11 protein-coding genes are annotated in these 13,028 nt (G+C 68.4%); 10 read left to right on the top strand and 1 reads right to left on the bottom strand.

What is annotated here, in order from left to right; genetic code table 11:
* Positions 1 to 310: 310 nt before the first annotated feature.
* The 6 genes from rpsL (at position 311) to SPF06_RS01980 (ending at position 9,271) form a co-directional block, all read left to right on the top strand.
* Positions 311 to 685, top strand: coding sequence for a 30S ribosomal protein S12 (gene rpsL, locus SPF06_RS02005; protein WP_043119407.1), 375 nt, complete (start codon positions 311 to 313; stop codon positions 683 to 685).
* Positions 685 to 1,155, top strand: coding sequence for a 30S ribosomal protein S7 (gene rpsG, locus SPF06_RS02000; protein ID WP_323277243.1), 471 nt, complete (start codon positions 685 to 687; stop codon positions 1,153 to 1,155). The genes rpsL and rpsG overlap by 1 nt, the downstream gene beginning before the upstream one ends.
* Positions 1,156 to 1,243: 88 nt before the next feature.
* Positions 1,244 to 3,358, top strand: a complete 2,115-nt coding sequence (gene fusA / locus SPF06_RS01995) for an elongation factor G (RefSeq protein WP_323277242.1) — start codon at positions 1,244 to 1,246, stop codon at positions 3,356 to 3,358.
* Between the two features lie 201 nt (positions 3,359 to 3,559).
* Positions 3,560 to 4,750 carry an elongation factor Tu gene (gene tuf, locus SPF06_RS01990; protein WP_323277241.1) on the top strand — a complete coding sequence of 397 codons (1,191 nt, stop codon included), beginning with the start codon at positions 3,560 to 3,562 and terminating at the stop codon, positions 4,748 to 4,750.
* A 142-nt stretch (positions 4,751 to 4,892) separates the two neighbouring features.
* Complete coding sequence (locus SPF06_RS01985) at positions 4,893 to 9,110, top strand: hypothetical protein (protein ID WP_323277240.1); 4,218 nt, start codon at positions 4,893 to 4,895, stop codon at positions 9,108 to 9,110.
* 35 nt (positions 9,111 to 9,145) lie between these two features.
* Positions 9,146 to 9,271, top strand: coding sequence for a hypothetical protein (locus SPF06_RS01980; protein WP_323277239.1), 126 nt, complete (start codon positions 9,146 to 9,148; stop codon positions 9,269 to 9,271).
* 10 nt (positions 9,272 to 9,281) lie between these two features.
* Here the strand turns inward: SPF06_RS01980 and SPF06_RS01975 are convergent, their stop codons facing one another.
* Positions 9,282 to 10,712 (bottom strand): glycoside hydrolase family 1 protein, encoded by a 1,431-nt coding sequence (locus tag SPF06_RS01975; RefSeq protein ID WP_323277238.1) that lies wholly within the window; start codon positions 10,710 to 10,712, stop codon positions 9,282 to 9,284.
* Between the two features lie 385 nt (positions 10,713 to 11,097).
* Here SPF06_RS01975 and rpsJ point away from each other — a divergent pair, with 385 nt between their 5' ends.
* From rpsJ to rplW, 4 genes are read left to right on the top strand one after another with little or no spacing between them, the layout of a single operon-like run.
* Positions 11,098 to 11,406, top strand: coding sequence for a 30S ribosomal protein S10 (gene rpsJ, locus SPF06_RS01970; RefSeq protein ID WP_043119398.1), 309 nt, complete (start codon positions 11,098 to 11,100; stop codon positions 11,404 to 11,406).
* 20 nt (positions 11,407 to 11,426) lie between these two features.
* Positions 11,427 to 12,077 carry a 50S ribosomal protein L3 gene (gene rplC, locus SPF06_RS01965; RefSeq protein WP_323277237.1) on the top strand — a complete coding sequence of 217 codons (651 nt, stop codon included), beginning with the start codon at positions 11,427 to 11,429 and terminating at the stop codon, positions 12,075 to 12,077.
* Between the two features lie 4 nt (positions 12,078 to 12,081).
* Positions 12,082 to 12,705: a 50S ribosomal protein L4 gene (gene rplD, locus SPF06_RS01960; RefSeq protein WP_323277236.1), complete on the top strand. Its 624-nt coding sequence runs from the start codon at positions 12,082 to 12,084 to the stop codon at positions 12,703 to 12,705.
* A complete protein-coding gene (rplW, locus tag SPF06_RS01955) occupies positions 12,702 to 13,010 on the top strand; it encodes a 50S ribosomal protein L23 (protein WP_323277235.1) in 309 nt (102 codons plus the stop codon). The genes rplD and rplW overlap by 4 nt, the downstream gene beginning before the upstream one ends.
* Positions 13,011 to 13,028 lie beyond the last annotated feature (18 nt).

Raw genomic sequence — 13,028 nt, 5'->3', positions numbered from 1 at the left:
CCCTTCGGCGCGGCCGGCATCCCTTCGCAGGGGTGCCGGCCGCGCGGCCGTTTAGGGCAGGCCCTCCAACGCGTGCTACCATTTCTACGATTGTTTCTGTGTGGCAGAGGATGATGGCCGCCTGCGCGAGAGCGCGGATGGTGCCTGTTTCCGGGTTGCGGGGTTGATGCGCGACAAATGCCACACTTTCGCACGCCTACGGTCGAACACCGCAGCGAAGTGTGAATCGACCGTCAATGCTCGTCACGGAACGCCCGGCTTCGGGTGAGCCTGCCCGGGCGAAGTTCAACGAAGTACGGAGAACACGAAAGTGCCTACTATTCAGCAGCTGGTCCGCAAGGGCCGCACGCCGAAGGTCTCCAAGACCAAGGCTCCTGCCCTCAAGGGCAGCCCCATGCGCCGAGGCGTGTGCACGCGTGTGTACACGACCACCCCGAAGAAGCCGAACTCGGCCCTCCGCAAGGTGGCCCGTGTCCGCCTCAACGGCGGCGTCGAGGTCACCGCGTACATCCCGGGCGTCGGCCACAACCTGCAGGAGCACTCGATTGTGCTCGTCCGCGGCGGCCGTGTGAAGGACCTTCCCGGTGTCCGCTACAAGATTGTCCGCGGTGCGCTCGACACGCAGGGCGTCAAGAACCGCCAGCAGGCTCGCAGCCGCTACGGCGCGAAGAAGGAGAAGAAGTAATGCCTCGCAAGGGTCCTGCCCCGAAGCGCCCGCTCGTCGTCGACCCCGTCTACGGCTCGCCGCTCGTCACGCAGCTCATCAACAAGGTCCTCGTGGACGGCAAGAAGTCCACGGCCGAGCGCATCGTCTACGGCGCCCTTGAGGGTGCCCGCCAGAAGAGCGGAAGCGACCCGGTTGCGACGCTCAAGAAGGCCATGGACAACGTCCGCCCGACCCTTGAGGTCAAGTCCCGCCGCGTCGGTGGCGCGACCTACCAGGTCCCGGTCGAGGTCAAGCCGGGCCGCGCGACGGCTCTCGCCCTCCGCTGGCTCGTGGGCTACTCGAAGGCCCGCCGCGAGAAGACGATGACCGAGCGCCTCCAGAACGAGATCCTGGACGCGTCGAACGGCCTCGGTGCCGCGGTCAAGCGCCGCGAGGACACGCACAAGATGGCCGAGTCGAACAAGGCCTTCGCCCACTACCGCTGGTAAATGCCGCTTTCGCCGCCGGCCCCACGAGGGCCGGCGGCGAATGTGCAGCCTACAAGGGACACCCTGCAGGGACAACATAGGAGACACCGTGGCACTCGACGTGCTTACCGACCTCAGCAAGGTCCGCAACATCGGCATCATGGCGCACATCGATGCCGGCAAGACCACCACGACCGAGCGGATCCTCTTCTACACGGGCGTGAACCACAAGATCGGCGAGACGCACGACGGTGCTTCGACGACCGACTGGATGGAGCAGGAGAAGGAGCGCGGCATCACCATCACGTCCGCCGCCGTGACCTGCTTCTGGAACCAGAACCAGATCAACATCATTGACACCCCCGGCCACGTGGACTTCACGGTCGAGGTCGAGCGCTCCCTGCGCGTGCTCGACGGCGCCGTCGCGGTCTTCGACGGCAAGGAGGGCGTGGAGCCGCAGTCGGAGACGGTCTGGCGCCAGGCCGACAAGTACGACGTGCCGCGCATCTGCTTCGTCAACAAGATGGACAAGCTCGGTGCGGACTTCTACTTCACCGTCGACACGATCATCAAGCGCCTCGGCGCGAAGCCGCTTGTCATGCAGCTTCCGATCGGTTCGGAGAACGACTTCGTCGGTGTCGTCGACCTGCTCACCATGAAGGCCCTTGTGTGGCCGGGCGACGCCAAGGGCGACGTGACCATGGGTGCCGCCTATGAGATCCAGGACGTCCCCGCGGACCTCAAGGAGAAGGCCGAGGAGTATCGCCACCAGCTCGTCGAGACGGTTGCTGAGGCCACCGAGGAGCTCATGGAGAAGTACCTCGAGGGCGAAGAGCTCACGGTCGACGAGCTCAAGGCCGGCGTCCGCAAGCTCACGGTCAACTCGGAGATCTACCCGGTCTTCTGTGGTTCGGCGTTCAAGAACCGCGGTGTCCAGCCGATGCTCGACGCGGTCATCGACTACCTCCCCTCGCCCCTCGACGTGCCGGCCATGCTCGGCCACGACCCGAAGGACGAGTCGATCGAGCTGACCCGCAAGCCGAGCGAGACGGAGCCGTTCTCGGCCCTCGCGTTCAAGATCGCGGCGCACCCGTTCTTCGGCCAGCTCAACTTCATCCGCGTGTACTCGGGCAAGGCGACCTCGGGCATGCAGGTGCTGAACTCGACGAAGGGCAAGAAGGAGCGCCTCGGCAAGCTCTTCCAGATGCACGCCAACAAGGAGAACCCCGTCGAGGAGCTCCACGCTGGCCACATCTACGCCGTGATCGGCCTCAAGGACACCACGACCGGTGACACGCTCTGCGACATGAGCAACCCGATCGTCCTCGAGTCGATGACGTTCCCGGAGCCGGTGATCTTCGTGGCGATCGAGCCGAAGACGAAGGGCGACCAGGAGAAGCTCTCCACGGCCATCCAGAAGCTCTCCGCCGAGGACCCGACGTTCACCGTCTCCCTCAACGAGGAGACCGGCCAGACCGAGATCGGCGGCATGGGCGAGCTCCACCTCGACATCCTCGTGGACCGCATGCGCCGCGAGTTCAAGGTCGAGGCCAACGTGGGCAAGCCGCAGGTCGCGTACCGCGAGACCATCAAGAAGACGGTCGAGAAGGTCGACTACACGCACAAGAAGCAGACTGGCGGTTCCGGCCAGTTCGCGAAGGTGCAGGTCACGTTCGAGCCGCTCGACACGTCCGAGGGCACGTTCTACGAGTTCGTCAACGCCGTCACGGGTGGCCGCGTGCCGCGCGAGTACATCCCGTCCGTCGACGCCGGCATCCAGGACGCCATGCAGTTCGGCATCCTCGCGGGCTACCCGATGGTGGGCGTCAAGGCGTCCCTCATCGACGGTGCCTACCACGACGTCGACTCTTCGGAAATGGCGTTCAAGATCGCCGGTTCCCAGGTCTTCAAGGAAGGCGCGCGCCGCGCCAACCCGGTGCTCCTCGAGCCGCTCATGGCGGTCGAGGTCCGTACTCCTGAGGACTACATGGGCGATGTCATCGGCGACCTCAACTCCCGCCGTGGCCAGATCCAGTCCATGGAGGACGCGGTCGGCGTGAAGGTCATCCGCGCGCTGGTCCCGCTGTCCGAGATGTTCGGCTACATCGGCGACCTTCGCTCCAAGACCCAGGGCCGTGCTGTCTACTCGATGCAGTTCGACAGCTACGCCGAGGTCCCGAAGGCCGTTGCCGACGAGATCATCCAGAAGTCGCGCGGCGAGTAGTTCTGGAAGGCGGTGAGCCCGCCGTCTTTCCGTGGCAGCTGCCCCGGAAGAACGACGACGGCGGGCCCCGCCGCCCCGTGTGGGGCCGGTAGCCCCGCGAATTTCACGAAAGAAACAGCCCCAAGTAGACTTGCAAGAGTTTCAGTTGCGACAAGCGCGGCTGGAGGCAGTCTTCTTAAAGAAACCTTCTAGGAGGAACCAGTGGCGAAGGCAAAGTTCGAGCGGACTAAGCCGCACGTCAACATCGGCACCATCGGTCACGTTGACCACGGTAAGACCACGTTGACCGCTGCCATTTCCAAGGTGCTTGCCGACAAGTACCCGGACCTTAACGAGAAGCGCGACTTCTCGTCGATCGACGCCGCTCCCGAGGAGCGCCAGCGCGGTATCACGATCAACATCGCCCACATCGAGTACCAGACGGAGAAGCGCCACTACGCTCACGTCGACGCTCCGGGCCACGCCGACTACATCAAGAACATGATCACCGGTGCGGCTCAGATGGACGGTGCGATCCTCGTGGTCGCCGCGACCGACGGTCCGATGGCCCAGACCCGCGAGCACGTCCTCCTTGCCCGCCAGGTTGGTGTTCCGTACCTCCTGGTCGCGCTGAACAAGGCCGACATGGTCGACGACGAGGAGCTCCTTGACCTCGTCGAGATGGAGGTGCGCGAGCTCCTCTCCTCGCAGGGCTTCGACGGCGACAACGCTCCGGTTGTCCGCGTCTCCGGCCTCAAGGCTCTCGAGGGCGACCCCAAGTGGGTCAAGTCGGTCGAGGAGCTCATGGACGCTGTCGACGAGAACGTTCCGGACCCGGTTCGTGACCGCGACAAGCCGTTCCTCATGCCGATCGAGGACGTCTTCACCATCACCGGTCGTGGCACCGTCGTCACCGGCCGCGCCGAGCGTGGCACGCTCGCCCTCAACTCCGAGGTCGAGATCGTCGGCATCCGTCCGGTCCAGAAGACCACGGTCACGGGTATCGAGATGTTCCACAAGCAGCTCGACGAGGCGTGGGCGGGCGAGAACTGTGGCCTCCTGCTCCGCGGCATCAAGCGCGAGGACGTCGAGCGTGGCCAGGTTGTCGTCAAGCCGGGTTCGATCACCCCGCACACCGACTTCGAGGCGAACGTCTACATCCTCTCCAAGGACGAGGGTGGCCGCCACAACCCGTTCTACTCGAACTACCGCCCGCAGTTCTACTTCCGTACTACGGACGTGACCGGCGTCATCACCCTCCCCGAGGGCACCGAGATGGTCATGCCCGGCGACAACACTGAGATGACCGTTGCGCTCATCCAGCCCATCGCCATGGAAGAGGGCCTCGGCTTCGCCATCCGTGAGGGTGGCCGCACCGTTGGCTCGGGCCGTGTGACCAAGATCATCAAGTAAGACCTTGAGGATCTCCCGGCCCTGAGCCGGTTCGAAGAAGCCCCGCCGCAGCATTGCGGCGGGGTTTCTTTTTGACCTAATATTCCATCGAGTGGATTAATTCTCATGGCGCACAGCTGTGGGCCAAACACGGGGAGAAGGCATGGACGCATACACGCCGGAGACCGAAGGGGCCTATCGGGCGGGCTTTGACGCCGGTCGGCTTGCTGGCTATCGCGAGGGGCATCGCGCAGGATTTTTCGAAGGGCACCGTGCCGGGTGGGAACAGGGGCTCCGCGACGCTGGCCCCGGCGCGACGGCGGCGTCTGTCGTCGCGCCGGCGTCCGTGCCGAAAGCAGCGACCGCCGGCCCGCCGCCCGCCCAGCTGCCGGCGCCGCCGCCCGCCGATTCGCCGACGCCGCGTCCCGCCCAGCACCCGGCGGGCCCGCCGGGTGGGGGTGCGACCGTGGCGACCGCTGCGCCCATCGCGATGCCTTCGTCGCGGGGAACCGTGCCCCAGATCATGGCCGGGGGCCCGCCCGTGCTCGGCTCGGCGTCAGTGCGTATAGCCGCGGAGGAGGACGAGCGTCGCCGGCGGCGGCGCGGAATCCAGAACGCGAATCTCGCCCTCTACGCCGCGTCCCTGCTCATCATTGCTGCGGCGGCACTCTTCCTTGCGAGCGGCACTGCCGCGCCGCTGCGCCTGGCCGGGCTCGGGGCGCTCACGATGCTCTTCTATGGAGCAGGCCTGATTGTCCATGCCCGTGTGCCGCGCCTTCGCCCCGCGGCGGTCGCGTTCACGGGGACCGGGCTCGCGCTCGTTCCCGTCGTCGGGCTCGCGGTCGACGTCATCCTCGTGCACAGCCCTGCAGCGACGTGGCTCGTGACCAGCGTGGTCGGCTTCGCCGCGTTCGCCGTCGCGGCCGTGCGGCTCGCGAGCCGCGTCCTCGTGTACCTCTCCCTCACGTTTGTCTTTTCCGCCGCGTGGTCCGGCGCGTCAGTTCTGAGCGGCGCGCTGGCCGCTGACTTCGGGGCCCTGCTCGCCGTCGGGTTCCTTCTGGGGCTTGCGGCCGTGCTCCGCCCCCGCTGGATTCCGCCGCTCATCCTGCGTCCCGTGACGCGCCTGCACCCCTTCATCGCTCCCGCGACGTTCTGCGCCGCGACCCTTTCGGCCGCGCATCTGGACCGATGGCAGTATCCGGCGCTCGTCGCGGCCATGTCCGGATACTTCGCAGTCTCGGTCTTCATCCGCGGGCAGGTCGCGGTTCGGCGCGGGTCGTGGTGGGCGGCGAGGACGACGGCGATGGTCGCAGCGGGGGCGGCCTTCGCCCAAGCGGCGGATGCTGGCCTTCTCGGCGCGGGCGCCCGCGCCCTCGATGCGGGGGCGGTCGCCGCGAGCGTGATGTCGGCCGTCGTGCTCGTCGTGGCCGGGCTCCTCGAAATGCGGCTCGCTGCCGCGCTCGGTGTTTCGCGGCGCGCGATCGTCGCCGAACAGCTCACGGCGATTGGCGTTCAGCTCGTCATCGCGGCCACCGTAATCGGTGAGGGCCTGTTCCACGCAGGCGGTCCTTCCGACGCCGCCTTCGTAGTCACAGCCCTTGCCGTGTTCTCCGCGCAGTTCGCCGCGTGGTGGCACGGGCGTGCTGGTGAGTTCGCCGTGGTCGCGGCGTTCGCCTTCGCCGTCCTTGCTCGGGGAGGCGAGACGCCGGCGCATTTCGCTCTCCTCGTCGGGTGGATGATGCTGTTCTGGCTCACCCGTGCGGTCCTGCCTGCGACGCGGTCCAGGGATCCGCGGTCCGGTGATCGGCCGGCCTGGACGGGCGCTCAGCTGGTCGCGGCCGCGCGGTTCGCGTCGATCGTCGTGGCGCCCGCGGTCGTCGACGTCGTCCTTCCCCTGGGAATGCCGGGCGAGGACCGCACAGTCGTGATCGTCGGCGTCGTCGCCGCCACGGCATCGCTCGAGCTCATCGCGACCGCGATCGTCGGGGCGCTCGGCCACGCGGAGTTCGCACGTGCCGCGATGGTTTCCGCCATGGCATCCGTGGGTGGGGCGGCGAGCCTCCTCGTGGGCCTTGAGCGGGGACTCGCGGCGGATACCGTGCATGGAGTTGTCGTCGCGCTTGCGAGCCTCGCAGCAGTTGCCGTCTCGGTCGGTCTGTTCCCGGCCGCGGAGCTGCGGCACGCGTCCGCGCGCGTCCGCCCCGGGACGGGGGAGCTGGCGCCGCCCCTGCTCCTCTTCGCGATGGTCGGCGGCGCACTCGCCGGTGGCCGATGGGTCGCCGCCGATGCTGCCCTCGGGGTCCTGTGCGGCGTCCTCGCGGCGGGCGCGCTCCGGTCCGCCCCGCGCACGCGACGCTGGGTGTACGTGTGGGGCGCGCGGGCCGCCGCGATCCTGTTCGTCCTCGCGCTCTTCCACACGCTCGAACGAGACCGCTGGACCTTTTCCGTCTTCGGCGAGCCCCTCACGGCGTGGCACCTCCTGGCCGCCGCGCTGCTGGTCCAGCTCGCCGTCCCGCTCGTCACGGAGGTGCGCGCACTGCGCCGCGGCTCGCCGTTTCCCTGGTCGCTCGAGGACGCTGCGGTCCTCCTCGTCCTCGCGGCCGGGGCGCTCGTCGCGCTGCGGGCAGCCGTCGCCGGTGGGCCGGGGCCGGCTGCCTCGGCGCTTATCGTGGCGATGGCGGCGGGGGCGGCCCTCACGGGGATGGTGCTGAGACGGCGCCCCGCGTCTCTGGTCGCGGGCCCGTTCGCGCTCGCTGCCTCAGTCTCGCTTGCAGCCGGCAGTATCCGCCTCGTCGAAATTCTGCTCGGGCTCGTCGCGGTGTATTCCGCCGTCATGGTCTACCTCGCCGCCGGTCGCATGGCGAAGGGGGCGCACTTGGCCGCCGCGAGGGTGCTTCCGCTCGTCCTCGCGGTCCTCGTCGCGCACGACGCCGCCGCCTCGCCCACGGCGGTGAGCCTCGTCCTGGCGTTCGGACTCGTCGCCCAGCATGGCGTGCGGCGGCTCCTGAGCCGGACGACGTCGGGACTGCCGTTTGTCGAGGCGACGTACTGGAGCGGGCTGCTCGCCCAGCTCGCGCTCCCGGTCGCCTACGCCGTCACGGCTCGGGGCGAGGCCGGCGGCGGGCGATGGGTGCTCATCGTGGAGTCGCTCCTCGCCCTCGCGAGCGTCCTCGCAACGGTCCGAGCGCACCCCCGTGCGGGATACGTGGGGGTCAGCGCGGGGCTTCTCGCGCTCGTGTGGCTCGGACCGTCCGTGAGCTTCCCGTCGGGCCAGCCTCTCGCGGCTCCCGTGCTGAGCGGCGCCGGACTCACGCTAGTCCTCGCGGTCGTCGGCACGGCGCACGCCATCGGCATGCGGAGGCGGGAACAGCGCGGTGCGAGGTTCCCGTGGCCGTGGACGGCAGGGTCGGCGGCCTCCGCGGCCGTCTCGGCGGCCACAGGGCTCGCCGAGAAGCCATGGGTTCTGGGTGTCGGGCTCGCGGCCTGCGCAGTCGCGCTCCTTGTCGCGAGCTGGGCGTGGGCGGAGGTGCGCGGTGTGGCCGAGGGGACTTTCCCCGTCGGCGTCCTCGCCGCTGTCGGGGCAGGGGTTTCGATCGGGCACAGCGTCTTCGCCGGCGAGGCGGCTCCGTGGGACGTCTTGTTGCCCATGCTCGTCGGGGGCGCCGTTCCGGCAGGCGTCGGGATCCTCCTGCGCTGGGCCGTGATCTGGGCTCGCGCCGATGCGGCCCGCCTGGGCATCATCGTCTCGCTTGCCGCGGAGCCCGTCCGCCGCTGGACGCTCGTCGCCTCGTGCGCCCTCGTGCTCGCCGCCGCGGCGCGGATCGCGTGGGAGCCGCCCGCCGTCGTCGTGCTCCCCGGACTCGCGCTCGCGGGTGGCGCCCTCGTGGTGCCCGAGCTCCGCCGCTCGGGGCGGCGCCTGGGCGCGGAGCTCGGCGCCGTCCTCCTAGTGGCCGCGATCCAGCGCGCGCTCTTCGCGGGCGACGACGAGGCGAGCGTCTTCTGGCTCGCGCAGTGGTACGTCGTGCTCGGCCTTGTTGTAGCACTGCTGCGCTACTACGGGCGCAGTCGACGCGGCGGGCGCTCGTGGCTCGCCGGGTCGGCCGCCCTCGCAAGCCTCTCTGCGCTGTGGCTAGCGTTCGACGCCCGGGTGGACACGGCGCAGCAGGCCTGGTCGCTCGTGGTGTTCGCCGCGCTCGTCGCGGTGGGGGTTGCGACGACCGAGCGGCGGTTCACGGCGTGGGGCGCCGCGGGAGTCGTCGCGTGCGTCCTGTGGGCTGCGCGCGCGTATCCGTATGTGCTCCTCGGGGTCCTCGGGCTCGCGCTCCTCGGCGCCGTCGTCTGGTGGCTCGTGCGCTCGCCGCGCGGCACGCTGCTACCGTAGGAGCCACAGCGCGCTCATTCCCCGTGGAGGACCTCGTGGCCTGGATCGTCGTCATTGCCCTCATCGTCGTCCTTGTGGGCGGCTATTTCGCCGTCCGGAAGAACTTCAAGAACGAGATCGAACGCTTCAAGCGGATTCGCCGCGCCAACCGCGGCGAATAGCGGGGCTCGGTCAGCGGCGCGCCGCGTTGAGCCGCCGCAGCCATTCGTAGGACGCCTTCGGCGTCCGCTCGAGCGTCTCGAAGTCGACGTGCACGAGCCCAAATCGCTGCGAATAGCCTGCGGCCCACTCGAAGTTGTCCAAGAGCGTCCACACGAACCAGCCCAGGAGACGGACCCCCTCGGCGGGCCCGCCCGGACGGACCGCGAGTAGTGCCGCCTCGAGGTGAGAGGCGAGATAGCCGATGCGGAGGCCATCGTCGATCGGGGTGTCGGCGCGGTCGGGCTCGGGGAAGCTCGCGCCGTTCTCGGTCACGACGATCGGCGGAAGCGCGGGCCCGTAGCGGCGCCGCAGCTCCGCGAGCTGGATCGCGATATGTCCCGGAGCGATCGGCCATCCGAAGCCCGTCCGGGGGAACTCGGGGAACTCGGCGAGGTGGAACGGGAGGCGCTTGAGGGCCGGCAGATGCGAGTGGTGGCCCGTGGAGGCCGCGCTTCCGGGGCCGCTGCCCGCCGCAATCCGCATGGGGTAGTAGTAGTTGAGCCCGTAGAAGTCGAGCGGCTGGCGGATGATGCGCAGATCGCCCGGTCGGATAGCCGCCGCGAGCGGGCGGAAGTCGCGGCGCGCGAGCCACGGAATGCGCGGATAGCGGCCGAGCAGCACAGGGTCGGCGTAGAGCCGATTGAAGATGAGGTCGAAGACCCCCGCGTGCAGGCGGTCGAGCGGATGGCGCGACTTGGGGAACACGGGCGCGTGCAGATTGGTGATCCCGACGCCGCCGACCACGCCGGCCGCGCGGAGGGCCTGGGCGGCCAGGCCGTGCGCGAGCAGCTGGTGGTGCACGCACGGAAGCGCCCCGAACAGGAGCTCGCGGCCCGGTGCATGGATGCCGAGCCCGTAGCCGTTGAGGGTCACGGTGACCGGTTCGTTGACCGTGACCCACTGCGACACTCGGTCTCCGAACCGGCGCCCGGCCTCTGCCGCGTAGTCGGCGAAGCGCTCCGCGGTCGCGCGGGCGAGCCAGCCGCCGTCGTGCTCGAGCGGCAGGGGAGTGTCCCAGTGGTAGAGCGTCACGACGGGTCGGATGCCCGCTGCGAGAAGCACGTCCAGGAGGCGGTCGTAGAACGCCCAGCCCTTCTCGTTCCACGGCCCGCGCCCGTCCGGCTGGACGCGTGGCCACGAGATCGAAAGGCGATAGGCGTCGACGCCAAGGCGCTCGACGAGCCCGATGTCCTCCTCCATGCGGTGATAATGGTCTGCGGCCACAGCGGGGGACGCGCCGCCCGCAATGGTCCCCGGTTTCCGCGCGAACTCGTCCCACCCCGAGGGGCCCCGGCCGTCGTCGTCGACCGCTCCCTCGATTTGGAAGGCGGCCGTCGCGACGCCGAGCGAGAAGTCCCGCGGGAGCAGGGCTGCCAGGCGGTCGACGGCGGTGCGCGGCATGCGCCTATCATCGCTCCGCCCGCGGCGGAGGGCCACCTCTGCGGCTGCGCTGGTCATCCCGGGCCGATTCGCCTTCCCCGAGGATCTCTGGCACACTAGATGAGTTGTTCAAGCGCTCCTTCGCGTCTCGATCCGGATAATGCCGGGTGCAGGGTCCAGGCTGGAGCCCAAATATGACCCACCTCCGCAATCAAGCTACGGGTACGTGCGTGCGAAAATCGCGACACGCCCGACCGCGGGGGTCGGATGGTCGGCTGGTTGAGGAACCCGGAGACTCCGGATTCAGCCCGTGCGGCCAGTGGTGGTTACGACCTCGAATGCCTCGGCAGCCACGGATAGCTGAAACCGAACAGTGCAGCACTGACATGAAAGCGAGTCGGACGATATGGCGGGACAGAAGATCCGCATCCGGCTGAAGTCGTATGACCACGAGGTCATCGATACTTCGGCCCGGAAGATCGTTGAGACGGTCACGCGCGCAGGCGCAACGGTGGTCGGCCCCGTGCCGCTGCCCACGGAGAAGAACGTTTACTGCGTTATCCGCTCTCCGCACAAGTACAAGGACAGCCGCGAGCACTTCGAAATGCGCACGCACAAGCGGCTGATCGACATCATCGACCCGACGCCCAAGGCCGTCGACTCGCTCATGCGTCTCGACCTGCCGGCCGACGTCAACATCGAGATCAAGCTCTAGAGGGAGGTGCTGAGAGAACTATGACCGCAACCCGCAACGTCAAGGGCCTGCTGGGCACGAAGCTCGGCATGACCCAGGTCTGGGACGAGAACAACAACGTCATCCCCGTCACTGTCGTCAAGGCCGACACGAACGTCGTGACCCAGCTCCGCAACGCTGAGACCGATGGCTACACGGCCGTTCAGATCGGCTACGGCCAGATCGACCCCCGCAAGGTCACGAAGCCGCTCGCCGGCCACTTCGAGAAGGCCGGCGTGACGCCGCGCCGCCACCTCGTCGAGGTCCGCACCGCGGACGCCGAGACCTACTCGCTCGGCCAGGAGCTCTCCGTCGAGCAGTTCGCCGCCGGTCAGAAGATCGACGTCGTCGGCACGACCAAGGGCAAGGGCTTCGCCGGTGTCATGAAGCGCCACGGCTTTGCCGGTGTCTCCGCCTCGCACGGTGCCCACAAGAACCACCGCAAGCCCGGTTCCATCGGTGCTTGCGCCACCCCGGGCCGCGTCTTCAAGGGTCTCCGCATGGCTGGCCGCATGGGCAACGAGCGTCAGACGACGCTCAACCTCACGGTCCACGCCGTCGACACCGAGAACTCGCTGCTCCTCATCAAGGGTGCCCTCCCCGGTGCCCGCGGCTCGGTCGTCCTCGTCCGCACCGCTGTGAAGGGAGCCTGAACTCATGGCTAACGCAACTGTGAAGGTCGATCTCCCCGCCGAGATCTTCGACGTCCAGACCAACGTTCCGCTTCTGCACCAGGTCGTCGTCGCCCAGCTGGCCGCTGCACGCCAGGGCACGCACAAGGTGAAGAACCGCGGCGAGGTTTCCGGCGCAGGCCGCAAGCCGTTCAAGCAGAAGGGCACCGGCCGTGCCCGTCAGGGCTCGGTCCGCGCTCCGCACATGACCGGCGGTGGCGTGGTGCACGGCCCGACCCCGCGTGACTACTCGCAGCGGACCCCCAAGAAGATGAAGGCCGCCGCGCTCCGCGGTGCCCTCTCGGATCGCGCCCGCAACGGCCGCATCCACGTCGTGGAGTCGCTCGCGGGCGGCGAGAAGCCGAGCACCAAGGGTGCCCTGGCGACCCTCAAGTCCATCACCGACCGCAAGAACATCCTTGTCGTCCTCGAGCGCGCCGAGGAGAACGCGGCCCTTTCGGTCCGCAACCTCCCCGAGGTCCACGCGCTCTACGCGGACCAGCTCAACACGTATGACGTGCTGGTCTCCGACGATGTGGTGTTCACCAAGGCGGCCTTCGACGCGTTCGTCGCCGATCGGGCGCCCAAGAACGAGGAGACCTCCAAGTGACTGCATCGAGCTACAAGGACCCGCGCGACGTCATCATCGCCCCGGTTGTCTCCGAGAAGAGCTACGGGCTGATCGACGAGGGCCAGTACACCTTCCTGGTGGACCCCCGCTCCAACAAGTCCGAGATCAAGAACGCGGTCGAGCAGATCTTCTCGGTCAAGGTCGAGTCGGTCAACACGCTCAACCGGGCCGGCAAGCGCAAGCGCACCAAGTTCGGCTGGGGCCAGCGCAAGAGCACCAAGCGTGCGATCGTCACTCTCAAGGACGGCGCCACGATCGACATCTTCGGCGGTCCGCTCGCCTGAGCGGAGACCACTTTAACG

It is taken from the genome of Sinomonas terricola (genome assembly GCF_034931225.1).
Classification (GTDB): domain Bacteria; phylum Actinomycetota; class Actinomycetes; order Actinomycetales; family Micrococcaceae; genus Sinomonas; species Sinomonas terricola.
This window is presented reverse-complemented; position numbering and strand designations above follow the sequence as displayed.